Annotated in this window: 23 protein-coding genes; 4 read left to right on the plus strand and 19 right to left on the minus strand. The window is 46.5% G+C overall.

All coding sequences use genetic code 11. The features are described 5' to 3' along the window. Nucleotide 1 precedes the first annotated feature (1 nt). On the minus strand, nucleotides 2-520 hold the full coding sequence (spoIIIAB, locus tag BLS14_RS10950) for a stage III sporulation protein SpoIIIAB (protein WP_063565694.1): 519 nt from the start codon (nucleotides 518-520) through the stop codon (nucleotides 2-4). Beyond that, nucleotides 513-1,517, minus strand: a complete 1,005-nt coding sequence (spoIIIAA, locus tag BLS14_RS10955) for a stage III sporulation protein AA (protein ID WP_090951521.1) — start codon at nucleotides 1,515-1,517, stop codon at nucleotides 513-515. The genes spoIIIAB and spoIIIAA overlap by 8 nt, the downstream gene beginning before the upstream one ends. 276 nt (nucleotides 1,518-1,793) lie before the next feature. On the opposite strand from spoIIIAA, the gene BLS14_RS10960 reads away from it, so the two are divergent. Continuing rightward, nucleotides 1,794-2,543, plus strand: a complete 750-nt coding sequence (locus BLS14_RS10960) for a 2-phosphosulfolactate phosphatase (protein ID WP_063565692.1) — start codon at nucleotides 1,794-1,796, stop codon at nucleotides 2,541-2,543. 78 nt (nucleotides 2,544-2,621) lie between these two features. Here BLS14_RS10960 and BLS14_RS10965 read toward each other — a convergent pair whose 3' ends face one another. From BLS14_RS10965 to BLS14_RS10985, 5 genes are all read right to left on the minus strand, one after another. Then, nucleotides 2,622-3,875: an aspartate kinase gene (locus tag BLS14_RS10965; protein WP_063565691.1), complete on the minus strand. Its 1,254-nt coding sequence runs from the start codon at nucleotides 3,873-3,875 to the stop codon at nucleotides 2,622-2,624. A 191-nt stretch (nucleotides 3,876-4,066) separates the two neighbouring features. After that, nucleotides 4,067-4,624, minus strand: coding sequence for an elongation factor P (gene efp / locus BLS14_RS10970; RefSeq protein ID WP_053784402.1), 558 nt, complete (start codon nucleotides 4,622-4,624; stop codon nucleotides 4,067-4,069). Between the two features lie 297 nt (nucleotides 4,625-4,921). After that, nucleotides 4,922-5,995 (minus strand): M24 family metallopeptidase, encoded by a 1,074-nt coding sequence (locus tag BLS14_RS10975; protein ID WP_090951524.1) that lies wholly within the window; start codon nucleotides 5,993-5,995, stop codon nucleotides 4,922-4,924. 39 nt (nucleotides 5,996-6,034) lie between these two features. Next, the gene (gene aroQ, locus BLS14_RS10980; protein WP_063565689.1) at nucleotides 6,035-6,478 is read right to left on the minus strand and encodes a type II 3-dehydroquinate dehydratase; all 444 of its coding nucleotides are present in this window, start codon (nucleotides 6,476-6,478) and stop codon (nucleotides 6,035-6,037) included. 77 nt (nucleotides 6,479-6,555) lie between these two features. Then, nucleotides 6,556-7,134, minus strand: coding sequence for a YqhR family membrane protein (locus tag BLS14_RS10985; RefSeq protein ID WP_063565688.1), 579 nt, complete (start codon nucleotides 7,132-7,134; stop codon nucleotides 6,556-6,558). Nucleotides 7,135-7,349: 215 nt separating this feature from the next. Here BLS14_RS10985 and BLS14_RS10990 point away from each other — a divergent pair, with 215 nt between their 5' ends. After that, a complete protein-coding gene (locus BLS14_RS10990; RefSeq protein ID WP_063565687.1) occupies nucleotides 7,350-8,342 on the plus strand; it encodes a DUF1385 domain-containing protein in 993 nt (330 codons plus the stop codon). Between the two features lie 5 nt (nucleotides 8,343-8,347). After that, nucleotides 8,348-8,680: a hypothetical protein gene (locus tag BLS14_RS10995; RefSeq protein WP_063565686.1), complete on the plus strand. Its 333-nt coding sequence runs from the start codon at nucleotides 8,348-8,350 to the stop codon at nucleotides 8,678-8,680. A 68-nt stretch (nucleotides 8,681-8,748) separates the two neighbouring features. On the opposite strand, the gene BLS14_RS11000 is transcribed toward BLS14_RS10995, so the two are convergent. The 3 genes from BLS14_RS11000 to mntR form a co-directional block, all read right to left on the minus strand. Beyond that, nucleotides 8,749-9,750, minus strand: a complete 1,002-nt coding sequence (locus BLS14_RS11000) for a patatin-like phospholipase family protein (protein WP_090810697.1) — start codon at nucleotides 9,748-9,750, stop codon at nucleotides 8,749-8,751. Between the two features lie 84 nt (nucleotides 9,751-9,834). After that, nucleotides 9,835-11,433 (minus strand): family 10 glycosylhydrolase, encoded by a 1,599-nt coding sequence (locus BLS14_RS11005; RefSeq protein WP_063565684.1) that lies wholly within the window; start codon nucleotides 11,431-11,433, stop codon nucleotides 9,835-9,837. A gap of 208 nt (nucleotides 11,434-11,641) precedes the next feature. Next, nucleotides 11,642-12,070 carry a transcriptional regulator MntR gene (mntR, locus tag BLS14_RS11010; RefSeq protein ID WP_063565683.1) on the minus strand — a complete coding sequence of 143 codons (429 nt, stop codon included), beginning with the start codon at nucleotides 12,068-12,070 and terminating at the stop codon, nucleotides 11,642-11,644. Between the two features lie 232 nt (nucleotides 12,071-12,302). Between mntR and splB the strand changes: the two genes are divergently transcribed. After that, entirely contained in the window at nucleotides 12,303-13,373 is a 1,071-nt protein-coding gene (gene splB, locus BLS14_RS11015) for a spore photoproduct lyase (protein WP_063565682.1), read from the plus strand. Nucleotides 13,374-13,514: 141 nt separating this feature from the next. Here splB and BLS14_RS11020 read toward each other — a convergent pair whose 3' ends face one another. The 9 genes from BLS14_RS11020 to nagZ all read right to left on the minus strand — a co-directional run bounded on the left by BLS14_RS11020 (nucleotide 13,515) and on the right by nagZ (nucleotide 24,994). Then, on the minus strand, nucleotides 13,515-14,228 hold the full coding sequence (locus tag BLS14_RS11020) for a cytochrome c biogenesis CcdA family protein (RefSeq protein WP_024631017.1): 714 nt from the start codon (nucleotides 14,226-14,228) through the stop codon (nucleotides 13,515-13,517). Nucleotides 14,229-14,276: 48 nt separating this feature from the next. Next, entirely contained in the window at nucleotides 14,277-15,080 is an 804-nt protein-coding gene (locus tag BLS14_RS11025; protein WP_063565681.1) for a metal ABC transporter permease, read from the minus strand. A gap of 48 nt (nucleotides 15,081-15,128) precedes the next feature. Continuing rightward, nucleotides 15,129-15,905: a metal ABC transporter ATP-binding protein gene (locus tag BLS14_RS11030; protein ID WP_256336359.1), complete on the minus strand. Its 777-nt coding sequence runs from the start codon at nucleotides 15,903-15,905 to the stop codon at nucleotides 15,129-15,131. A gap of 37 nt (nucleotides 15,906-15,942) precedes the next feature. Continuing rightward, nucleotides 15,943-16,932 (minus strand): metal ABC transporter solute-binding protein, Zn/Mn family, encoded by a 990-nt coding sequence (locus BLS14_RS11035; RefSeq protein ID WP_064636712.1) that lies wholly within the window; start codon nucleotides 16,930-16,932, stop codon nucleotides 15,943-15,945. 313 nt (nucleotides 16,933-17,245) lie between these two features. Continuing rightward, nucleotides 17,246-19,315 carry a methionine--tRNA ligase gene (gene metG, locus BLS14_RS11040; RefSeq protein WP_256336360.1) on the minus strand — a complete coding sequence of 690 codons (2,070 nt, stop codon included), beginning with the start codon at nucleotides 19,313-19,315 and terminating at the stop codon, nucleotides 17,246-17,248. 392 nt (nucleotides 19,316-19,707) lie between these two features. Continuing rightward, complete coding sequence (gene yidD, locus BLS14_RS11045; RefSeq protein WP_024631022.1) at nucleotides 19,708-19,959, minus strand: membrane protein insertion efficiency factor YidD; 252 nt, start codon at nucleotides 19,957-19,959, stop codon at nucleotides 19,708-19,710. 2 nt (nucleotides 19,960-19,961) lie between these two features. Further along, nucleotides 19,962-20,426, minus strand: a complete 465-nt coding sequence (locus BLS14_RS11050) for a Fur family transcriptional regulator (protein ID WP_063565677.1) — start codon at nucleotides 20,424-20,426, stop codon at nucleotides 19,962-19,964. Between the two features lie 373 nt (nucleotides 20,427-20,799). Further along, a complete protein-coding gene (locus BLS14_RS11055) occupies nucleotides 20,800-23,055 on the minus strand; it encodes a stalk domain-containing protein (RefSeq protein ID WP_090951530.1) in 2,256 nt (751 codons plus the stop codon). A gap of 277 nt (nucleotides 23,056-23,332) precedes the next feature. After that, nucleotides 23,333-24,994, minus strand: a complete 1,662-nt coding sequence (gene nagZ / locus BLS14_RS11060) for a beta-N-acetylhexosaminidase (protein WP_090951533.1) — start codon at nucleotides 24,992-24,994, stop codon at nucleotides 23,333-23,335. Between the last annotated feature and the right edge of the window lie 7 nt (nucleotides 24,995-25,001).

A 25,001-nucleotide genomic window follows, 5' to 3' on the forward strand; every position in this document is an offset into this window, starting at 1 on the left:
TTCAGAAGATCAGAATGACGATTAACGCTCCGACAAGCATCCCGAGACTGCGGCACATTCGTTCATATTTCATTTGATCGGCTTGGGCACGGGATTCCTCATGCATAAGTTGCTGAATGGCTAACGAGATGTGCTTGGTCTGATCCTGACGATCGCTGGTGCCAAGGCTGAAGCTCAATTGCAGCATGACTTCCCGCTCGTCCGCCTTCATGGCTGATCTTCCCCACGCCTCTTCTATACCAGACTGAAGACTCTCACGAGCAGTATGTCCATGAGGTGGTTCCATTTGCCTGGCTGCGTGGAGAAACAGCGTCCGAACAGGCTCTTTTGTCTGGGCTCCCATTTTTCCCATGGCATCAGGTAACGGGGTCAGCCCGTAGTTAATCTCTGTCATCAACCGCTGGAGAGCCGCGATTAACTCTCGCAGTTGTCTTGGCCTCAAGGCATACTGCCTTGCCTTGTAGAATCCGGCGAGGGTACTGGCCAGCAGAATGATGACTGCACCGAGCATGTTAACCAAAGGCCTCACCTCCCACTTCTGTCTGCTGGAGACCACGCATTTTGCCATCGGCCAATCGAAAGGTCATGCCCCGGCTCGTCCGTTGCAGCTGTACATAGCGTTGGAACATCTGCTCGACAATCAGGGTTCTCAGCGCAGGTCTGGAAGAAAGCTCAGCCAGATCACGACCATGCGCAGTAGCGATGACAGATACGCCTGCGTGAAGTGCTTCCATCACCGCCTCCGCATCTTCCGGTCGGCCTATCTCGTCCACGATCAGGACATCGGGAGACATGGAGCGAAGCATCATCATCATTCCCTCTGCCTTTGGACAACCGTCCATGACATCGGTGCGAGGTCCCACATCAAATCCAGGTACGCCCTTGTAACTTCCAGCGATTTCGGACCGCTCATCAACGATGCCAACCTTTAGACGTGGACGTATGCCCTGAACAAGTTCATTGACACCCGTAAGTTTGGTTCCACTACTAATCTGTCTTGCCAGCTCCCTCAGTAATGTGGTCTTGCCTTGCTGCGGAGGTGAAAGAATTAAGGTGTGCATGACCTGTCCGCTTTTTATGTCCAGCAGATAAGGCAGGATGCGATCAGCGACTCCGTGAATCTCTCTGGCTACCCTGACATTAAATCCATTAATGTCGCGCAAGTATTCGACGCGGCCTCCACTTAACACCGTCCGGCCAGCCAGTCCGATTCGATGCCCGCCAGGAATGGTGATGAACCCTTTACGCAGTTCCTCTTCCAATGTATAAAGCGAATGATTGCTGATCAGATCCAGCAGCCTGTGTGTTACCTCTTTTAAGGGAATATAGGCTTCATCAGGCTTCGAAGTCGGACTGCCCTGGGGTGTGAGGAAGTGATAGGTGTCTCCTGCATTGATTTCCAGCGGTCTTCCTTCACGGATACGTACTTCCTCCACTTTATCTAATAAAGCGGGCGGCATTCTTCCCAGAATGGTTCGAATCGGTTCCGGAAAGATATCCTTCCAGTTCACCATCATGAATAGGCCCCTCCAACCTTGAATTCGGTTTTGTTGCGTTCCTGGTGCTTGTTCATATCTCAAGTTTATGTGTGTACATTGATTTTATGACGCTGAAATCTATCATTTTCTTCAAAATAGGGATGAGAGTTAAAAATCATAGATCAGTCAACTGTTCCAGTTCTAGGCACCCGTCTAGATCCAAGTGCATATAGTGCTTGCAGACAGGTGATATTCATTCCGGGATAAAAAAGGACAGAAACAACTATCCTCAAATATAGAAAGGAGTTGTAGGGAGTGCGAGTCGATGTGGTAGGCAATGTGAATGAAGTTCGAAGAATGGATATTGCAGGACGATGCGTGGTTGTAATCGATGTGTTGCGAACAACCAGTACGATTGTTACGGCACTGGCATACGATGCAGCAGACGTCATTGCTGTAGAAACTGTTCCTCAAGCGAAACAATTGAACGTGAAGGATGCCATTCGTGGCGGGGAGCGTTTTGATAAAAAAATCACAGGATTCGAGGTGGGCAATTCCCCCTATGAATATATGACTCCGAATATTGCGGGGAAAACCATTATTCTGACTACAACAGATGGAACACGCGCCCTGATCAAGGCATCCAAGGCTAGACATGTGTTTGCAGGCTCATTCCTTAATGTGAAAGCTGTGGCGGCTGTTCTGTGCGAGCTGCGCCGGGATATCTTATTGTTATGCGCCGGGGATCAGGATGAGTTCGCGCTGGAAGATGGTTTATGTGCAGGCAGCATTATCGAGGAGCTGTACCGACAATCCCCTTTCCCAATCATGCTGAACGATCTGGGCCTGGCGCTCCATCAGGCTGCCACTCATGCCGAGGACAAATTACCCGATCTGGTCAGAGTATCCGCTGGTGGCCGAAGGCTGGAGAGGTTAGGGAGGATGCATGACGTAACGTATTGTACCCAATTGAACTTGCTGGACTGCGTTCCGGAGATGGGTGAAGGGAACCGGATGCAACCATTCAGAGGAACGCGTAAGGAACCGCTGTTTAAATTGCTGTGAACAATCTAAAAAGGTGTACTGCGATCCCGAATGGGAATACACAGTACACCTTTGGTGTGTCTTAACAATTTCCGCTTTTTATCTGCGAACTTGCGGTCCGCCAATTACGGCCTGCTCAGCCGTATCCAAATCATATGCTGTATGCAACGCCTTAATTACGTCATGAAGCTTCTCTCCATCAATTACACAAGATACCTTGATTTCGGAAGTGCTGACCATCTTAATGCTAACGCCTTCGCCCGAGATGACTTTGAACATCTTCGCAGCAACACCCGGATGGCTAACCATGCCTGCACCAACGATCGAGACTTTAACAAGGTTTTCTTCGGAAGTAACTTCACGGTAAGGCAGGCGGCTATGAAGTGCTTCAATGACACGCAGTGCGTTCTCCCGATCAGTCAGCGCAACAGAGAACGAGAAGTCTGCTTTACCGTCCATCACACCGCTCTGAACGATAATGTCAACATCCAGCTGTTCTGATGCAAGGGCACCAAATACTTCAGCGAGAACCCCCGGTACGTCTGGTACACCCAGAATACTGATGCGAGCCACATTTTTGTCATAGGCAATTCCACTAACTACCACGCCTTGTTCCATTGTTGCTTCCTCCTTCACAACCGTTCCTTCATTATGGTTAAAGCTGGATCTTACAATCAAAGGCACACCGGAATGCTTCGCGTATTCAACTGCACGCGGATGCAATACCGCTGCTCCCAGATTGGCCAGTTCCAGCATCTCGTCATACGAAATTTCCTTAAGCTTGCGTGCAACCTTCACGATACGCGGATCGGTGGAATAGATCCCGTCTACATCCGTGTAAATCTCGCAAGCGTCAGCCTTGATGGCTGCTGCCAAGGCTACTGCCGTTGTATCAGATCCGCCGCGGCCAAGCGTCGTAATCTCGCCTTCTTCCGTCATTCCCTGGAAACCAGCAACGATTACAATGTTGCCTTCTGCCAACGCCTGATTCACCCGTTCCGGATGAATATCGTTAATCCGCGCTTTGCCGTGTACCGCCTCTGTCCGGAATCCCGCTTGCCAGCCTGTAAATGAGATGGCTTTGCGTCCCAGCGCCTGAATCGCCATGGATAACAATGAAATCGAGATCTGTTCTCCCGTAGTCAAAAGCATATCCATCTCACGTGCAGGCAGTTCACTGTTCAGCTGTTTCGCCTGATCAATCAGATCATCCGTGGTATCCCCCATGGCCGAAACCACGACTACACACTGATGTCCTTCATCCGCTTTTTCTACAACACGTCCGGCTACACGCTTCATGCGCTCTGTATCTCCGACCGAGCTGCCCCCAAATTTCATGACGTACAATGACAACGCAAATCCACTCCCTACCTTGTGCAGTATGCATAATTGATGTCCACCGTCATTATTCTCTCCGAAAAATGACTTTAACCCAGTATATTACGAAAGCGTCTGATAGGCTAATCTTTTTTCGAAAAAACCCTTTGCCATAGAAATGGCAAAGGGTTGAATTAACGCATTATTTAGCTTACACCATGTGAACGTTACGCGCGGGAAGAGTATTTACCTTCACGAGTATCGATCAACAGAACATCGCCTTCGTTGATGAACAATGGCACTTGTACATTCAAGCCTGTTTCAACTTTTGCGTTTTTAGTAGCACCTTGTGCTGTGTTACCTTTTACGCTTGGCTCTGTCTCGATAACTTTCAACTCAACGCTTGTAGGCAAGTCGATTCCGAGGATTTCACCTTGGTAGCTAACGATTTTTACGTTCATGTTTTCTTTGAGGAAGTTCAATTCCCACTCCAACTGGTCACTTGTCAGTGTGAACTGATCATATGTTTCGTTGTCCATGAACGTGTGCTCTGTACCACTAGCATACAGGTAGGATACGCCACGGTTTTCGATGATGGCACGGCCAATGGTTTCACCTGCACGGAATGTTTTCTCAACGGTGTTACCGTTGCGCAGGTTTTTCAGTTTGGAACGTACGAAGGCAGCGCCTTTACCTGGTTTAACATGTTGGAAATCAATTACAGTGAAAATGTCGTTGTCCACTTGTACGGTCAAGCCTGTTTTAAAATCGTTTACTGAAATCACAAAAAATCCCTCCTGATATGGTTGAAAAGTAGGTGATATAAGACGATGGGTTAATTTAAGTTTGAACAAGTCAAACTGTCATATTACACAGACCACTACGATGGCAAAACAACCTTCCGATCGCTGTTATCCCCAGATTTCTTTTAATCCCTATCCTAATAGGGAGAAATCCGGGGATAAAGGCGAGCACTTCGCTTCTTCAGGTTTTTTCTGCCCTCTTCGTTATTGTATAATTCCATGTTTACTTCATTCAAAAGCATAAATTAAAAATCGTCTTATATCACCGTTGGCTGTAATTTAGCCAATTACGGTGAACTTCTTGTCCGAATTCGTCAAAATGTGAATACCTGTCTCGGTAATCACCACGTCATCCTCGATACGCACGCCGCCAAGGCCGTCAATGTAGATACCCGGTTCAACGGTTACCACCATGCCCGGTTTCAATACATCGTCGCTAAGCTTGGACAAACGAGGAGCCTCATGGACTTCCATACCCAGACCGTGACCCGTGCTGTGTCCGAATTGCTCTCCGTACCCGTGCCCTGCAATGATATCACGTGCCAATGAATCTGCTTCCCGTCCGGTCATGCCCGGTTTCAGGTTCGCCAGCGTATGTAACTGGGCTTCCAGTACGATATCGTAAATTTTACGCAGTTCAGGTACAGGTGTGCCCGTTGCGATGGTACGTGTCAGATCTGAACAGTATCCATCCAAAAGCGCACCAAAGTCAAATGTAATTAACTCATTTTGTCCGATGACTTTGCCACTTGCTACACCGTGAGGCATAGCAGAACGTTCACCCGATGCCACAATGGTATCGAACGAAGAGGAAGTTGCTCCATGTTTGCGCATGAAAAACTCCATCTCCAAATCTACTTCACGTTCAGTCATACCCGGTTTTGCAAATTGCAAAACGTGACTGAATGTTGCATCTGCCAGATCCGCAGCTCTTTGCATTACAGCGATCTCATCTTCGTCCTTGAACATGCGAAGTTGCTCCACTATACCGGATACAGCTTTCAATTCAATAGACTGAAGTGCTTCAGCATAAGCAGTATGTGTGCCATAAGTGACATGATCCTGCTCAAAGCCAACCTGTTTGATATTCGCCGATGCAAGCAATTCACGTACGGATTCCAACGGTTTAGGTCCATGTTCCACAACGGTGAATCCTTTGGCTTGTTGCGGCGCCTGTGTCATGTAACGGAAATCGGTAAGCAAATACGCTTCCTGTTCCGTAATCAGCACATATCCTGCTGAACCTGTAAAGCCCGTCATGTAACGCCGGTTAATCGGATTTGTAATCAGCATAGCCGTGAGTTCATGTTCATGCATGGCCTCACGCAACTTATTTACTCGTTTGTTTTCCATCGGTAACCCTTCTTTCTCTCACATTCCCGGGTCCCCGGCTCAGGTTTGTTTGTTCAGATGACGCACAAGAGCCAGCAGCCCCAGTTCGTAGCTTACTTCGCCAAATCCGGCAATCTGTCCGATTGTTTCGGCAGCAATTACTGAATGATGTCTGAACGCTTCGCGTGCATGAATGTTGGATAGATGTACTTCTACTGTAGGAACTTTTACGGCATTGATGGCATCACGCACAGCATAGCTGTAATGGGTCAGCGCTCCGGCATTCAGCATGATTCCGTCTGCATCGCCCATCGCTGCATGAATTCGATCAATGATGTCCCCTTCGTGATTGGATTGATAAAAAGCGATGGAGACGCCCAGCTCCTCCGCCTGTCTGCGAATTTTATCCTCAATATCCTTCAGACTAAGCGTTCCATAGATGCCGGGTTCACGTACTCCGAGCATGTTCAGGTTCGGGCCATTGATTACAACAATCCGTTTCATAGCTGCTCCACCCTTTCTGCAAATAACCATCTGCTATTTTAACACAGCCATTGCCGGATTGAGAAGCTTTTTTGCGGCTATGCTCCCGCTTGCTCTGGCTCACGTTTCCGTTCATCGGTGAACTCCATGGCTACTGTGTAGCCAATAAACAGTCCCCACAGCAAAAAGAAACAAATTTCTGTAATGATTGAATCCCATGTTAAACGGTTTAAGGGCTTCACCATATCCAGTTTTGGACCTACTAGGACAAAGATAATGAGCCACCAAAAAATCCCGTAACCCATGCCTGGAAGCGGGCCTTCCCATTTTTTCAAAGTGAACGTGTAAATCAGGGAAGCGAGAACCGAAAAAACAATAAAGAACAGCCAGCCGGTCAAATGCCCTGCTGCAGTATAGATAAAATTATGTTTAAAAAACGGTTCAGCCAAAAATCCCAATGGCACAATCGTAAAATGAAGCAGATAGAACAGCCAATGCAAACCTCCCCAGATAAAACCTGCGAAAAAACCTAGCTCCACTGCAAAAGGGAACGGCTTGGTAAAATAATGTGCCTGGTCTTGTCGCTGGGTAGGACGTCTACCCCGGTCCTTCTGCTCTCCTTTGTCAGCACGCTGATTTTCCTTATGGGATGTGCGTTCACTCGTATGCTCTGTCATCGATATTCTCCTTCACGTTCAGTTTGCAAAACTGCGAATAAATCTCCATTTTCGTCCTAACTCTACCGGGTAGTATGTACAAATCAGGACAATGTTAACAACATCGCCCTTAGATCGACTCGTAAACTAGAAATTGCTCTCAAAATTCGATACAATAGGGTTATTAAACTGCCTTCGACCATGAAGGTATAGAACAGAATAGGAAGGTGAATAATTTGCCTCAACAATCCAAGCCTGTCAGCTACGGGGGGCAAGCTGTCATTGAGGGCGTAATGTTCGGCGGTAAACATGTCAACGTTACAGCTGTGCGAAGAAAAGACGGCGAAATTACGTATCTGGAAGTTCCCAAGCAAGACAAGTCCTGGGTCATGAAATTGCGGCGGATTCCACTACTGCGCGGGATTGTCAGCATTATAGATTCGAGCGTCAAAGGAAGCAAACATCTCAATTATTCTGCTGACGCATATGCTGATGATGAACTGGAACCAGAAGAAAAAGCAAAGCAAAAAGAAAAAGAAGGCTCAGGTTGGAGCCTTAGCATGATTATCGGCGTTACCGCAGTAGCTATCCTTTCGTTCCTCTTTGGTAAAATTGTGCTTACATTGTTGCCGGTTGTTATTGAGAATTTTCTGTTCAAAAATGCATTCGACAATCAGTTTTTGCATAATTTACTGGAAGGCGGAATTAAGCTGATTCTGTTGCTTGCCTATCTTTGGCTGATCTCCCAGACACCGATGATTAAACGTCTGTTCCAATACCATGGTGCAGAACATAAAGTCATTAGTGCTCATGAAGCCGGAGAAGAGCTTACACCAGAGAATGTGCAGAAGTATAGCCGTCTGCATTATCGTTGCGGAAGCAGTTTTATTATGTTGACTGTCATTATCGGCATATTTTTGTACTCGCTCTTCACATACGATAACCTTTGGGAACGTATGGGTCAGCGGTTGCTGTTGTTGCCAGTAGTACTCGGTATTTCATTCGAATTGTTGAAGATGACCAACTCGGTACGTGACATCCCTGTACTTCGTTATCTCGGATACCCGGGGCTGTGGCTGCAATTGTTGACAACCAAAGAGCCAACGAATGAACAGGTAGAAGTATCCATTGCTTCGTTTAACCGTATGCGTGAATTGGATGCCAAACTCGCAAACGTATCGGCTACGTCGGAAGTTCCTGTTGCAACACTTGATCCTGTGAAAGGGTGAATGATATGAAGAAGCAGGCAATCATATTTTGGACGTTCATCGCACTCGCTGCTATTGGAATCTTGACTAGGCTGGGAAGTGGAGGTTTATCCCAAATTATCATCCCCCTCGTCGTGTTCGGAGTTGTGTTCCTGCTCTATAAATATCCGCCCCGCCGTTGGGCACGCAAGACATCATCACCGAAGATTAAACCATCGGCTAAAACCATGGCTAAAGTTAATGCACAGTCTGGTGCCCGAAAAAGTAGCGGTTCTTCCAAAAAACGCAAGGATTATCCTTTCCAAGTGATTCAGGGTCAAAAGGGTAAAAGTGATGAAGACGTACCTAAGTATCACTAAAGCGCTGATATCGGCGAAACACACAGAAAAGCAATTCTCCAAACATGCGGAGAATTGCTTTTTCATTTTTATACAGGAGTCAGCGGTGGTGTTTCCGCTTGTTTTTTTCTCAGTTCTCGTCTCTGTTTGTCCAGCTGCTCACCATATATCTTGGTATTCCATCCGCTGAAAAATTCAGTCCCGGCGGTGACCCCAGATTGATATAATGCTGTACTGTCCTGTACGGAAAGGTGAAATTCTGTCGGTTTAATTCCAAGGGTAGGAATTTTCACAGTACGGAATCGATTAACCTGTTCGATATATCGCTCATCATGAGCAGTTAGCATCGTTTCAACCAATGCCTGAAGCATACTTAGAGGTCCTCTGATTCTAGCTGGCTCTCCTTCGGTTTTGCCAACCATTTTAAAACCGACTACAGGGATGAGATCTCCTCCACGTTCTGTACGCTCTCCATCAAACAGCCAGAGCGGAAAATTGCTCAGCAATGCTCCATCGACGATGTAAACAAACTGGTCCGCAAAACGTAATCCTTTGGACAGGATCGGGGATCTGCGAATGGCAACCGGGTCGAAGAAATAGGGGATACTGCAGCTCATACGTACAGCCTTGGCTACTTCCAGTTTGGAAGGGTCAATTCCGAATCGTTTGATATCGTCTGGAAGCACCAAAATAGTGCCGTTGGAAATGTCGGATGCAATGATTAGCAACTTACCTGGAGGCAGATCAGCAAACGTCCGAACTCCCTTTTTTTTCAGCATATCCCCTATCCAGCATTCCAGCGCTTCCCCAGAATATAGCCCTTTCTTTAAAAATAGCCTCGCTGCGGGTCCGATCCACTTGGTATCAAATATGGGGGAACGTCGCAGTAACGAAGCAAACGGCGTATTCTCGATAATGCCTTTCATCTCTTCCGCCGAATAGCCAGCCGCCAGCAAAGCAGCTACGATGGAACCCGAGGACGTGCCCGCTACGCGATTGAATTCAACACCGTGATCTTCTGCACCCTTTACGGCGCCGGCAAGCGAAATTCCCTTTACGCCGCCACCTTCAAATACTCCATTAATCAACACAATAAAACCCCCGTTCTCCAGGCAGTCCATGCTACTACTGCCACTGTATGAGAACAGGGGTTGGTCATATTACGTTAAAATGTTTTACAGTCCATAATAGGCTTTTAATTTGGCGATCAGTCCGAGCGGATTTTTCGTCAGGTACTGTGAGCTGAAGAAAATATCCCCTTTCACCGTATCATATTTCTCATTATATATAAGCTGATCAATAATCTCCTGGGATGTCTGCCACCCGATTTCCGGTGTGCCCAGCTTATAAGGAGAGTGACCAATATACAATTTCACATCGGTATTTGCCACTTCATTGGCCCACCAGTCAACCACCTTGTCATATCGTGCTGCACTTAGTGTCATGCTCCAGTACACTTGGGGTGCAACATAGTCAATCCACTCCTGCTTGATCCAAGTCCGCACATCTGCATTCATGCTGTCATAAGCGGTTACTCCGGCTTTTGTGTCAGAACCTGTCATATCAACCGATTTGTTACGCCATACGCCAAATGGGCTAATGCCATATTGAACGCCAGCTTTCATCTTGTGGATGCTCTCTCCGAGCTGCTTGACGAATTCATTGATGTTGTCCCGGCGCCATTCTGCACGGTCACTCGTATTCAATGTGTTGTAAGCTTTGAAAGCCGCATCATCATTAAACGTTACATTGGAAGGATAGAAGTAATCATCCAAATGTACGCCATCAACATCATACTGATTAACCACTTCCATGATGGAATCAATAATATGCTGTCTCGCTTCCGGAATGCCTGGATTAATATACAGTTTGCCTGATGCGTTAACAATCCAGTCCGGGTGAAGCTTGGATACATGATTGGCAGCAAGACCGGTTGTCGTTGCGGAGTTAGTAGCCCGGAACGGGTTGAACCAAGCATGGAACTCAAGACCACGCTTGTGAGCTTCCTCGATCATAAATGCAAGTGGATCATACCCGGGATCTTTCCCCTGTGTACCTGTCAGCACGCTATTCCACGGTACAAGACCTGATGGATAGATCGCATCCCCATTGGCTCGCACTTGAACAAATACGGCATTGATCCCCATATCCTTCAACGTATCAAGCTGCTGAATGAACTCCAACTTTTGTTTTTCTACATTCCCTTTGGCACTAGATGAAGGCCAGTCTCCATTTACAGTCGAAATCCAGGCTCCTCGCATCTCATCCGTATTTGGCGTAGTTCCCGTGCCTCCAGGCTCTGCTGGTGTCACTGGAGTAGGATTGGGAGCATTGCCTGTGGCCAGATTAATCGTCTGCTCAGACTGGTTCCAGGTGACCTGGATTCCCAAGTTCTCACTGACAAATCGAATCGGTACCATGACGCGGCCTTGTTTCAGTTCTACTGATGCATCAAGATCAACCACGGTACTATCCACCGTTGCCTGCTGGCGTCCACTTGTCATCGTAATGACTGAATCGGACTTCTTGATTGTAACTGTGCGGGTAGCCTGTGACCAAAGTACAGATGCACCCAGTCCTTCGCTAATAACACGCAGAGGGACCATCGTTACATTTACTTTGGGCAAAATGTAAGGTGATACATCCGACTCCAAACGCTGACCATCCAAATAAATAACAATTTCCTTTTGACTAGCTGCCTGCGCCGTCAGTCCTGATGTTTGTAAACCCAGAACAAAAATGAGCAGCAGGATCAATCCTTTACGAAGCTTCATCAGTGCAATCCTCCATAATAATTATAAATTCGCGGCAAATTCTGCTAGTTTAATAGACGCTCCTAATGATTGTTAAGTTGCGAATAAACGCCAAATTTTGGTCAAAAAAAAGCAAAAGGACGCTTCCTACCGTTTTAGCGGCAGGTGCATCCTCTGATTTTGAATGGATATTCATTGTAATTTTTCAGGTGAGTCTGGCTTTAAAACCTTAAGATTCTGTATTGCTCATGACATCCTGAATACTTTTAAGATCACGCAGTCGATTCTCATCCTGGCGGAAATATTCAACCAAAGATTCGATGCAGGTAATGGAATCCCAACTCAAATGGTGTTCTATCCCTTCAACATCCTGGTAAATATTTTCTTCCTGAACACCAATCGTCGTCAAAAATTGTTCAAGCAGATGATGGCGCTCCATCAACCGTTTGCCCATCTTTTTGCCTTTTGGCGTAAGCACCAGCCCGCGGTACTTCTCATAGATCAGGTACTCGTCTTTGTCCAGCTTTTGGATCATCTTCGTCACCGATGAAGGATGTACTTCCAAACCTTCAGCTATATCAGACACACGAGCATAGCCCTTTTCATCAATTAATTTGTATATACGCTCCAAATAATCTTCCATACTGGGCGTTGGCATCTGCTTCCCTCTCTTCTCTCTGACCGGCAATATTCTTGCCTGGTCACTATCTTATAATGATACATGTTATCAATACGCATTGGCAAGTCCTGCACAATTCATTCACTATTTACAGTCCATAAAACACTCCTCAGGGCTCGATTTCCTTCACCATTACGCAAGTATTGGCAAGGGTGACTTATCCCGAAACGAGGCAAACTAAGCAAGGTTCCGTATTGAAAGGAGTGATTTCGTGAGTACAAGTGTAGCGCATCCACCCGTTCGCAAAGCAAAAGGCACTAAACCCTTTATTCCCGATTTGGTGTATTTTGAACCCGGTGCGCTGGAATATGAGAAAGGTAAACGAATTATGGAATGGGTTACCTCTAGGGATATCCCATATCAGATGACGACATCCCATAATCGAATTACCAATCTCCCTGGTGAAACGGAACAGGAAAAGTACCGAATGGCGAAGCGTACCCTTGTCGTCGGTGTGCGTAAAACACTCAAGTTTGACCAATCGAAGCCTTCGGCCGAATATGCCATTCCCATCTCAACAGGCTGTATGGGCCACTGTCATTATTGTTATCTTCAAACGACTCTTGGGGCCAAGCCCTATGTCCGTGTCTATGTAAACACCGAAGAAATCATTCAGGCCGCCAAGGGATACATTGAGGAGCGCGCACCTGAACTTACCCGTTTTGAAGCAGCCTGTACATCTGATCCCGTAGGTCTGGAGCATATAACGGGAAATCTCGGTGACCTAATTCGTTTTATGGCGGATGAGGAACACGGGCGACTTCGCTTTGTGACCAAATACCATCATGTTGATCCTTTATTAAACATCAAGCATAACGGACACACTCGTATCCGATTTAGCGTAAATTCCGATTATGTAATCAAAAATTTTGAACCAGCCACCTCACGGTTTGAAGAGCGAATTGAAGCCGCAGGTAAAATAGCTCATGCGGGATATCCGCTCGGATTCATTATTGCCCCAATTATGTGGTACGACGGATGGGAAGAAGGATATAGCGAGCTTTTACAAAAACTTGCCGATACACTTCCCGAAGAAGCGACCAAGGATCTAACCTTTGAGATGATCCAGCACCGTTTTACCAAAACGGCAAAAGCCACCATTGAGAAGCGATACCCCAAAACCAAGCTGGAGATGGATATCGAAAAGCGGAAAATGAAATGGGGCCGCTGGGGCCAGTACAAATATGTGTATAAGGATGATCAGCAGGATGCCTTGCGCGAGTTTATTACCGAGCGCATTTTTGAGCATTTCCCACTGGCCAATATTGATTACTTCACCTAAGCGTTGACCAGACACTTTTATTAAGAGCTATTGATTAAAAAAGCAGGTTACATGAGTCCAGAATCGTTCTGGTTTCCATGTAGCCTGCTTTGTTCTTATTTAAAATAACCTTCGAGTAAAACAAACACCCTCGTTGCTGCGCTAGATAATCATCCAGTCTGGTGTAATTTGCTGTAGCCAGATCGTAATTTTCGTCATCTGATCCGTAAATAACAGCACCCCGAGGAACAACATTAATGCGCCCCCGGCTTTCATCATGATATTGGAATAACGCAAGATCCATCGTGTAGAACCGATGAAAAAAGCCAGAATGAAGAACGGTAACGCAAATCCAGCTGTGTATCCCGTAATCAAAGCCAACCAGGTTGTTGGTTCGCTCGCAGCCATCGCGATGATGGCAGTCAAAATTGGTCCAATACAAGGCGACCAACCTGCCGAAAAACCAATACCAAAAATAAAGGAGCCCAAGTAACCCGCTGGTTTCCATTTCATGTCCATCTTACGCTCTTTCATCAGAAACTGAGGTTTGAACAAACCAAGCAAAAATAAACCCATTAACATAATCAAGATCGCGGATAATTGACGAATGAGATCACGGTTATCATTGAAAAATTGGCCAAACAATCCGGCTCCCAGTCCGAGCGAATAAAACACAGCCGAGAAGCCCAAAATAAACGCCAGCGTATGAGTCAATGTCTTGAAGCGAACTTCACGCTGATTGCGCTCATCCTTCAACCGTTGTACCGTCATCCCCGTAATATAGGAAAGATACGATGGATACAGCGGAAGACAGCATGGCGATATAAACGAAGCTAATCCTGCTACAAAAGCCAGCCACACATTAACATCAGGCATGAAGCGGATATCTCCCTTCCCTGGGGGCTCACTTGCTCACGTTCAGACTCAGGCTCGGAACCCTTTTTTTCCAATCATCGTAAGAATCAGCATCATGATAAGCAAAAGTACAATTGTTGCTCCTGGTGCAAGGTTCCAGATCCCGGCCACAACCAGTCCAATGACCACGGCAATTTCGCCAATGACCACGGATAATATAATCGCCGATTTGAAACTTCGTGCCATCAGCAAGCTTACAGCTACCGGAATGGTAAGCAATGCCGATACCAGCAATGCGCCCACGATTTTGATCGCCGTACTAATGACAAGGGCTGTCATCACCGTAATCAGCATGTTAAGCAATTTCACAGGCAATCCGGTAACCGCTGCGGCATCCTCTTCAAAGCTGAGTAGGAAAAACTCCTTATGTAACAGTGCTACAACGACGACCACGATCAACGTTACCACACCAACCAGCTTCAAATCCGTGGAGTCCAGTGTATAAATACTGCCGAACAGGTAACTCATAACATCTGTATTATAACCTTTGCCCAGCGTGAAGAACAACGAAGCCAGCGCTACTCCACCGGACATGATGATCGCGATCGATAACTCGGCGTAACTCTTGTACGCCTTACGCAGTTTCTCTATTGCAAATGATGCGAGCACGGCGAAAATAAGCCCCACCGCAATCGGATACACTTCAATCAGGAATCCGAGTGCAACCCCGGCAATAGTAACATGAGACAGGGTATCCCCGATCATGGATAAACGGCGCAGCACCAAAAACAATCCGATCAACGGAGCGGTGATGCCGATCAGCAATCCCCCCGCCAGCGCCCGCTGAAAAAAATCACTCATTAAAATTTCCAAAACACACACGACTCCTTCGGCCTTGCTCTAATCTGGTTGCACTCGCTTCTAACGTACCTGGGTGGTGGTATGCTGCAAATTAGTCTCGGCACAATCTTCCACCTCATGGGAATGACGGACATGGAAATGAATTTTTCCGTTCGTCACCGCAGCTTTGGAACCGAGATAACTCTCCATCCGGTCCATATCATGTGAAACCATCAGGAATGTCATCCGGTGATGTTCATGCATATGGGTAATGAGTTCAAAAAAGCTGGCCTGGGATTCGGCATCGATACCTACCGTCGGTTCATCCAGAATCAGCAGATCAGGATGATTAATAAGCGCCCGTGCCAAAAACACACGCTGTTGCTGTCCACCGGACAGTTGTCCGATCCGTTTGTTCGCCAAATCCTCAATCCGCATCACTTGCATAGCATCTGTGCACTGCTGCTGACATTTACGGGACATTCGGCGGAACATATTCTTGTTGTTGTACAATCCAGACATCACGACTTCCCGTACCGTTGCAGGGAACAATGGGTTAAATGCATTCTTCTGCGGAACATATCCAATCCGTTCCCAATCCTTGAATCGGCGGATCGACTGTCCGAATAGCTTGATATCTCCCTCAGCTGGAGGCAAGAGTCCAACCAGCATTCGCAGCAATGTCGTTTTGCCCGCCCCGTTTGAACCGATAATACCGACAAAATCCCTTTCCTGGACCATAAAATCGAGATTTTCGATCACTCTCTGGTCGCCGTAGGAAAATGATAATTTATCGATCTCTATAATTGGATCATGACACAATGGCATGATTTGCTGCATGGCAAAGCCGCCCTTCATTATATATAAGGATTGCAAACGAATCCTTCAGTCTATCTTATTTTAATGCGATCAGCAGATTTTGCAAATTTTTCTCCATCAGGGTGAAATAATCATCCCCGTTGGTAGCCTGTTCTTTGGTTAAACCTTCTACCGGATTCAGGACCATTGTCTCTACACCCGCTTCATTGGCGAGGGTTTTCGCCAGTTTATCAGATACCAGCTCTTCGAAGAAAATGTATTTAATCCCTTCATCCTTCACCAACTTGGCCAACTTCACAATATCTTGACCTGTGGGTTCCGCATCTGGAGAAAGTCCCATAATAGCATGCTGGGTCAACCCATAATCACGTGCAAGATACCCAAAGGCTTGGTGTGATACGACAATTTCCTTATTGGGTACGTTGGACAATTCATCCGTAAAGTGCTGATCCAACGTTTCCAGCTTGGTCCGCAGCTCTTCGTAGCGTTGTTCATATCCTTCTTTATGTGCAGGGTCTACTTCAACCAGGCTGTTTTTAATATTCTCAGCCATTACCATTGCCGATTTTGGACTTACCCACGTATGAGGGTCCACATGATGGTTCGCAATGTCCTCTGCGTTAGCTTCATCTGCATGTTCGTCGCTATGTTCATCCACCTGTTCTTCACCATGACCGTGTCCATCATCACCTTCAGCAGTCAATAGAGTAACCCCTTCACTTACTGCAACTGACTTCACCTTGGTATCGCTATTCAGTGACTTCAGGAAGTTGGGTACCCATCCTTCCAGACCTGCACCATTGTATAGAAACAACTGCGCTTTGGATGTATTCACAATATCTTGACTCTTCGGCGTCCAGTCATGTGGTTCAACACCTGTTGGCAGCAAATTAATGACATTTGCATCTTCCCCACCAATTGTCGAAGTAAACGCATAGACAGGATAGAAGCTCGTAATCACATTCACTTTGCCTTCCACCAGCTTGGCACTCTCCGAATTATTCTGACCGCATGCCGACAATATGAGTAAACTAAGAACAAGCAGACCGCTTAGCAACAATTTAATATGCCTTCTTCTACCTGTCGCTAGAGTCTGGTTTACCTGGTCTAGATTTCTTCCATTATAAAGTTTCACTAGTATTCACTCCGCATCTCTTAATCGTAAACATTACTGAAAGAATTATAGGTAACCTGCTCGAACTTGTCAAGCCGCTCTGTCCTATTCATTCTTTCCTTGAGCACGGAGTTCATAACAGTATATGCTTGTTTTCTTCGCATCAGATCCGATTTCATCCCAAAATAAAAAGTGACCCGATTCTCATCGAGCCACCTTCTATTACAACTATATAAATCAAATCCTTGGTTACACGGTCAAAGTCCTATTTCACTTGTGCGCCATTAGGCATATTATCCGGTACCGTTGCCAGTGTAAGCTGGTCGCCATGGGATGCTGCCAGGATCATGCCCTGGGACAGTTCACCGCGCAATTTCACAGGCTTGAGGTTCGTAACACAGATGACTTTGCGTCCAACCATATCTTCAGGTGAATAAAACTTCGCGATTCCCGATACAACCTGACGTTGCTCATAGCCCAGATCCAGCTGCAACTTCAGCAATTTATCGGCTTTCTTGACCGGTTCACAGGCAATAACTTGAGCGACACGCAATTCCACTTTGGCGAAATCATCAATACCGATCTCTTCTTTGCCTTCTGGTGCTGAGACGGGTTGAGCGGCTTCAGAAGAGCCTCCAGCATCAGCTTGAGCTGCCTCAGGCTGCGCTTCAGCTTTTTTGCCTCCAGTCATCGCTTCAGCAATATAAGCAATCTCCTGTTCAGAGTCCAGACGTGGGAAGATCGGATCACCCTTCTGCAAAGCGTTGCCAGCCGGAATAACGCCCCATTGCTTCGCTGAATCCCAAGTCGTCAGTTCACCTTCCTGAATGCCGAGTTGTTCCCAGATTTTGCGCGGAGCACGTGTTAGGAACGGTTGCAAGAGGATGGAAGCAATCCGCAAGCTTTCAATCAGATGCGACATTACCGATGCCAGTTCGTTGCGTTTCGCTTCATCACGAGCCAGAGCCCAAGGCTGAGTCTCGTCAATGTATTTGTTACTGCGGCTAACAAACTGACTGATCGCTGTCAACGCTACGGAAAATTGCAGATTTTCCATTGCCTGCTCCACTTTCTCCACGGCAGCAAGACCCGCTTCTTCAAGAGATGCATCAAATTCGGTCACACCAGAAGTAAACTCAGGGGCTTTGCCTTCGAAATATTTGTCCACCATGGCTACCGTACGGTTCAACAGGTTTCCAAGGTCATTTGCCAGGTCGGAGTTCACACGTTCTACAAAGCTTTCTGGAGTAAATGTACCATCTGAACCAAATGGAACTTCACGGAGCAGGTAATAACGCAGTGCATCCAGACCATATCGGTCAATCAAGGTTACCGGGTCAACGACATTACCCTTTGATTTGGACATTTTGCCGTCTTTCATCAACAGCCAACCGTGAGCGAATACTTTCTTCGGTAAAGGTAGGTCCAACGCCATCAGCATAATCGGCCAGTAAATCGTATGGAATCGAACAATTTCTTTCCCTACCAGATGCACGTCCGCAGGCCAGAATTTGTTGTAAAGCGATTCGTCGGATGATCCATAGCCCAGAGCTGTAATATAGTTAGACAACGCATCAATCCATACGTATACAACGTGTTTCGGATCGCCTTTAACTTTGACGCCCCATTCGAAAGTAGTCCGAGATACGGCCAAATCTTCCAGACCTGGCTTGATGAAGTTGTTGATCATTTCATTTTTGCGGGACTCCGGTTGAATAAAACCCGGATTCTCTTCGTAATATTTCAGCAAACGATCAGCATACTTACTCATCCGGAAGAAGTAGGATTCTTCTTTTACCAGCTCCACCGGATGCCCGCTATCCGGACTTTTAGCCGAGATAATCTCGCCTTTGTCATTCTTCTCCACATCAACCAGCTGGGTTTCCGTGTAATAGGTCTCATCCGGGATACTGTACCAGCCTTCGTACTCACCCTTGTAGATATCCCCTTGTTTCAACAAACGGTCAAAGATATCCTGAACCACTGTTTTGTGGCGCTCTTCCGTCGTACGAATGAAGTCGTCATTGGAAATGTCCAGTTTGTTCCACAGTTCCTTGATGCCAACCACGATGTCGTCTACAAAAGCCTGCGGTGACTGTCCTTTCTCCTGTGCCTTGCGTTCAATCTTCTGTCCGTGTTCATCGGTTCCTGTTAAATAACGAACAGCATAACCACGCAGACGTTTGTAACGAACCATGGCATCACCCGCCACGGTCGTGTACGCATGCCCGATATGCAGTTTGTCACTCGGATAATAAATCGGTGTTGTCAGATAAAATGTTTTTTGATCAGCCATAGATGACTTCTCCTCCTTCATATAGTCGTGCTTTTTCATTGCATTTGTCTAAAAAAGAACACAAAAAACTCCCGTCCCTGTATGGGACGAGAGTTGCTCTCACGTGTTACCACCCAAATTCCCCGTGCTTTTCACAAACCACAGGCTCTGCCGGTCCTTCGACCGCCCATTAACGCTGGATCACGCCTCAGCCTTACGACAGCCGTTCTAATCAACGTCTGCACGCTCGAAAGAGGTTCCTCCGGGACCATATTCCATCCTCCTCCCAGACCGGTTCTCAGCTCATCCGGCTCTCTGCACTGGCGGTGTGTCTGTACTTATCCCTTCACTGGAAATCATTATACCAAAAATATACTGAAATACTGCCTCCTTTGTCAAGTGGACAGCAATCTTAAATCAACTCAAACCGGCAAAAAACGACCATTAGATCGTTAATCGGATACCATGACAGACTTTTCAGCCTTCGGTGGTACCAGATCCACTCCGCCTGGATGAAACGGATGGCATTTCGCAATACGTTTTGCCGCAAGCAGCGATCCTTTGAACGCACCGTGCACCTCAATCGCCTCCATCGCGTAAGCCGAGCAAGTAGGATAGAAACGACACGTTGGCGGCTTCAATGGAGAGATATAGCTGCGATACACCCGAATGGGAGCCTGAACCAGTCTGCGAGATAACTTCATCGTCAGTGCTTCCCGTGAGTGTGCTGATGTCCGGATGACACTTTGGCTGGCACATGTTCGGCACAGTCCTTACAGTAACCGAAAACTTCAAATTTATGATCGACAACTTGGAATTGCTCAGGCGCATCTGCAAGCTGCATTGGGCAAAAAACGATCGGATATGTCTTCTGGCATTTCAGACAAATCATATGATGGTGATGGTGATCCTCGCTGCAATGTGCTCTGAACTTCACCCCATCTTCAAAGATGACCTGCTCCAGCACACCCAATTCTTGCATGACACGCAAATTCCGGTACACCGTGTCAAAACTCAGTCCGCTGTAAGTCTTACCCATATATTCATAGACGTCCTTGGGTGTCAAATACCCAGGGGATTCAGCAAATAACCGGGCCAGTGTCTTCCGCTGATCCGTAATGCGGAGCCCCTGCGAGGACATGGTAGTAATAATCTGTTCTGTCGACAGCATGATCTAATGCACCTCCTGTCATTCGAGCATTCTGCATAAATCCAAAGAGCGAATTCCTTTCAGCAATACTTAGTTCGAAATGGTTTGATTCGTCTAGGTATTGTACCCGTGAGCCTATGGAATCAAATTATGCAAATGCTGATACTTATGCTTGATTTATATACTACTAATAATGCCTTAAATGAAGTTCATAGTCAACGAACGAACCTGAGCCCGCCGCTGCTTCAGTCACAATTAAAAAGGACCCCATGAACATGGAGTCCTTTTCTGACGGTTCAGATGTTTAATCCTTCGGGCGACTTTTGGGGTGACAGGATTTATAGCATATAAGCTTTCACTCCAAACCGTCCGTTCCTGGTGAAAGGTGAAACAATTACTTCTCTGTCGGAAGAGGTGTGAACAGCAGGTTAACCGGCAAATTACTTCCCGGTGCTGCGGAGAACAGAATCGTTACACTTTGACCATAGGAACCTGTACGATAGAGTACACTTTGTTCATTTGGTGCGCTTACGGATTTGCCGTTCGAAATCTGAACAAGTTCTCCATTAACGAGCGCTACACCCGAGTATTTACCACCACGTGGGTTGAACGAGATCAATGTGCGTGGAGCCACATTGTTCAGTGTGATTTTGTACAGCACGCCAAAGTTACCCGCGTTGGAAGCATCTGTGTACGCCATTGGATCTGTCCCGACCAAATTCGGGTCACTTGCATTATCCCCCAGCGGCAAACGAGCAGGCTTCGAACCTACTTCTTGGTCATACGTAATGATACGGGTTGCATTCGGGTATGTTCCCCGGTTATGCACACCGTCACGATCCAGAACAGGCAGTGTGGACCATACAGCCATCGGATCTTTGCTTTCTTCAATCATGATAACGTTGTAATCCAGTTCATAATCGCTGAAGACATCCGAGTACAAGGAGATGACTTGACCCTGTTTCATAGGAAGAACACTCAAATCGGTCAGAATTAGCTTGCTCTCTCCAGGCTGGATGTACACTTTCTTTTGTCCTGTACCGTTCTGTATGGACTTGAACCAGCGATCAATGGACAGTTTACCTGCCGCAGTTGCTATTGGTGATGGACCTGCAAAACCCATGTTTTGCTGTTCAATGGATGCTGTATACGCATTGTTGTTTGTCGCAACAACATACATTTTCACGCTTTTACCTGTGTTGTTTACATGGTGAATCATGAAACGTGTTTGTCCAAAGGAAGATTCCTTATAAACAATACCTTCTGTATTAACGGTTTCCGGGCTGTTACTACGAATCAGCAAACTTGGCTCGTCGTAATAAGTGAAAGGTATTTTCTCCATCGATGGTACCCCACTACCATCGAAGCTGAACTTCTCACCTACTGGTGTAAACAACTGATTAAAATCAGACATGGTGTACAGCGTTTCACCTGTGATGTTAACCGTCTTGGTATAGCTGTTACTAGCACCATGTTTGTCCGTAACGGTAATTGTTACACTCTTAGGTCCAGGAACAAAGAATGCCAGAGCATTGTTTTCCCATTCAGTTTTCACAATGGCATTTTCATCATCGGTGCTTTGATCAATGTACGTGATCTTTTCACCCATTTTGTACTCTTCCTTGTCTGTCGTAAACATCGCTACAGGAGGAAGATTTAGTTTTTGTACCTGAATCTTTACAGCGTACGGGGCACTCCATTGTCCGCTCGAATCCTGGACAGCATACGTTACCGTATATGTACCTGGTTGGTCAAACGAATCCTGACGGCCAGTCCAACGCTCATCCACGATGTCCAGTCCCTTGGGAGAGCTCGATTTAGTGTTGTATGTTACCGTGTCTCCTGCAAAAATCTCTTTTTGTACCGTGAAGCTGGCTACCGGTTTGGAATTCAGGTTCAGTATAACAGTCTTGGCAGACTGATTAACTTTATAAGTAATGTTAAGTGCCTGAGTAATCGACGTCAGTGGCACCATGAACGTATTTTTTTGTTGATAGGCAGGGCCTTTCATCGTTCTCGATTCACCGTTAACGGTGTAAACGCTACTATTCGTTTTGAAGCGAAGTTCATCTTCGCCGCTAATAATAATGGTTTCTTTGGTTGTATTGTCATATTTCACTTCATAACCAACCCGATCAACCAGTGCGCGGATCGCTACATAAGATACTCCATTTTTAACAGCCATCGGCTGTCCGGCAAGATATGTTTTGCCGTCTTGCACCATTTTGTTGCTGTTCATATAAAGTGTCAGATCTCCGCCCTTACTTCCGGCTATAGATTGACCGCTTGTAGATGGTTGCTCAACTTCAACTGGAGCCGTTGGAACTGTTGTTTCCTCGCCTGCATCCTCTTCATCAGCAGGGTCTGTATTAGGGTCAACCGGAGTAACATCTGTACCTGTAGGTTCATCTGTTACCGGGTTTGTTCCTTCGACTGCATTATTATCAGACTGTTTTGAATCTGACCCGGACTTTACATCCGATTCCGCGATCGTTTGTTCTTTCTTCACAACCTCCACGGATTTAACATTGGCTGTATTTGTTGTTGTTGTATCACTTTGATCGGCTGCTAGTGCATTCGCTGGAATCGCTGCAAACGCTTGGAATACAGCTAAAGCGGTAAGTATGGATAATTTCTTCTTCAAATTCATTCTTTGTCTTTGGCTCCTTCTGCTCCCATTTTATAAATATCCCCCTCAAAAAGTCATACTATTAGACGCTTACTACCGGGAAAAGTTGCTAAAAATATTTGATAAGAATTGTAAACATTTAATAGAGCGAAAATACTATGAAAATAGTTATCTATTACACGTTCGACTTGGAGTGCAATCTGTATTAAAATCTGCCGCAAATCACAATAAAAAAATCCCTCCAAGACATGGTTGAATAAGCACCATGCCACAGAGAGATTTAGAGATTTAGAATTTGCTAACGCAAACTGACAGGCAAGCGTCCTGTTGGCTGCAATTCACCTGTTAAGACGAGAGACAAAGCACGAACCACTGCAGGAGTGTTCTCGTACGTACATATATAACTTCCCGGCGTCGGAATCTCCAATAGATCATATGGATTACGCAGAGCAACTACAATCAGGGAGTACTTTTCACTAAGTTTTTGAACCAAATGATGTTGCCCTTTCGGAAGATGGCCTGCGGAAGTGTAAGTACATACGATGATTTGATCTTCCTCCGTCACATTCTTCAGTATCTCGTCCGCTTCATCATAAGACGGCTGTGTCGTTATTTTGTGCTCCCGAACTCCGGCTCTAAGCTGCGATAACGCCACGCCAAGTGAATCTGTGTGAGACCATGGTTCATCCACTTCTGTCCGTTGCACAACTTCAGGCCAGATGACATAGACATTCTTCTCAGGGTCTAAGGGAAGCAACCCATCATTCTGAACCACAGTAATGCTATTGGAGGCAATCTCATCCAACGTGGATTCGATGGAGGCCAACGATCTTGATGATTCATCTTTCTCTTTTGTTGAGAACATGATCCCATCCTCATCAGATCCATCCGATACAGCATCATCCTTTTCCATGGAGACAAACGTATGCTCCCACTGACCACAACGCGCTGCCTTCCATGAAATAATACGTTCCAATGCCTGGTTAATGGTGGCTTCATCCACTCGTCCAGTACGAACGGCTTCCACAACAGCTTCCACAGCAGAGATTTGATCTTGCAGTGTGTGACTGACCAGAATTAGATCAGCACCTGCCTCCACAGCACGAATGGCTGCTTCGGCCACACCATATGGCTTGGATATCGCATGCATTTCCAGACAGTCTGTAATAATAATGCCGTCAAAGCCCATTTCCTCGCGTAACAGCCCCGTCAACACTTTACGGGACAATGTAGCTGGAATCGGCTCCGGTTCAATCGCCGGGAAGATGACGTGAGCAGTCATGATGGCATCCACTCCGGCCTCAATAGCGCGATGAAACGGCAGAAGTTCCACCTGATCCAGCCTGTTACGTTCATGAGGTACAGTGACCATACCGAGATGTGAATCCACCGCTGTATCTCCATGTCCGGGAAAATGTTTGGCTGTTGCAGCAACGCCTCGGGATTGATATCCTTTGATGGCTGCTGCACCGTGAGAAGCTACGCTCTCCGCATTCTCGCCATAGGAGCGCACACCGATGACCGGGTTAAGAACGTTATTATTCACATCCAATACTGGGGCGAGGTTCATATCGATACCGATGCTTTTTAACTCTTGACCTAGAATCTGTGCGCATTCAAGGGTATAGTCCGGATTACCCGTTGCTCCAAGCGCCATGTTTCCAGGTACCTGGGTCACTCCCTCTTTATCAATCCGGGCCACCATCCCGCCCTCCTGATCCACGGAGATCATCAGAGGTAAATCCCCGGCTTCAGCGGCAATTGCTTGCAAGTCGGCAGACAGTCGATTGATTTGGTCTACACTTTCAACATTCCGTCTGAAATAAATGACGCCTCCGACATGATAATCACGGATCAGTCGATTGACCTGTTCATCCGCATGCTGTCCATGGAATCCACACATAAACATCTGTCCTACCCGCTGTTCCAACGAAAGCTGATCGATCGAATTCATACGCATGCTTTCC

It is taken from the genome of Paenibacillus sp. OK060 (assembly GCF_900101205.1).
In the GTDB taxonomy this organism is placed as follows: domain Bacteria; phylum Bacillota; class Bacilli; order Paenibacillales; family Paenibacillaceae; genus Paenibacillus; species Paenibacillus marchantiae.

Coding starts and splice junctions, on each gene's coding strand:
- spoIIIAA (WP_090951521.1), bottom strand. CDS start 1,517: ATGATGGTGAACTGGAAGGATATCTTTCCGGAACCGATTCGAACCATT.
- BLS14_RS10975 (WP_090951524.1), bottom strand. CDS start 5,995: ATGGAAAACAAACGAGTAAATAAGTTGCGTGAGGCCATGCATGAACAT.
- aroQ (WP_063565689.1), bottom strand. CDS start 6,478: ATGAAACGGATTGTTGTAATCAATGGCCCGAACCTGAACATGCTCGGA.
- BLS14_RS10985 (WP_063565688.1), bottom strand. CDS start 7,134: ATGACAGAGCATACGAGTGAACGCACATCCCATAAGGAAAATCAGCGT.
- BLS14_RS10995 (WP_063565686.1), top strand. CDS start 8,348: ATGAAGAAGCAGGCAATCATATTTTGGACGTTCATCGCACTCGCTGCT.
- BLS14_RS11005 (WP_063565684.1), bottom strand. CDS start 11,433: ATGAAGCTTCGTAAAGGATTGATCCTGCTGCTCATTTTTGTTCTGGGT.
- mntR (WP_063565683.1), bottom strand. CDS start 12,070: ATGCCAACGCCCAGTATGGAAGATTATTTGGAGCGTATATACAAATTA.
- BLS14_RS11020 (WP_024631017.1), bottom strand. CDS start 14,228: ATGCCTGATGTTAATGTGTGGCTGGCTTTTGTAGCAGGATTAGCTTCG.
- BLS14_RS11030 (WP_256336359.1), bottom strand. CDS start 15,905: ATGAAGGGCGGCTTTGCCATGCAGCAAATCATGCCATTGTGTCATGAT.
- metG (WP_256336360.1), bottom strand. CDS start 19,315: ATGAAAAAGCACGACTATATGAAGGAGGAGAAGTCATCTATGGCTGAT.
- yidD (WP_024631022.1), bottom strand. CDS start 19,959: ATGAAGTTATCTCGCAGACTGGTTCAGGCTCCCATTCGGGTGTATCGC.
- BLS14_RS11050 (WP_063565677.1), bottom strand. CDS start 20,426: ATGCTGTCGACAGAACAGATTATTACTACCATGTCCTCGCAGGGGCTC.
- BLS14_RS11055 (WP_090951530.1), bottom strand. CDS start 23,055: ATGAATTTGAAGAAGAAATTATCCATACTTACCGCTTTAGCTGTATTC.
- nagZ (WP_090951533.1), bottom strand. CDS start 24,994: ATGCGTATGAATTCGATCGATCAGCTTTCGTTGGAACAGCGGGTAGGA.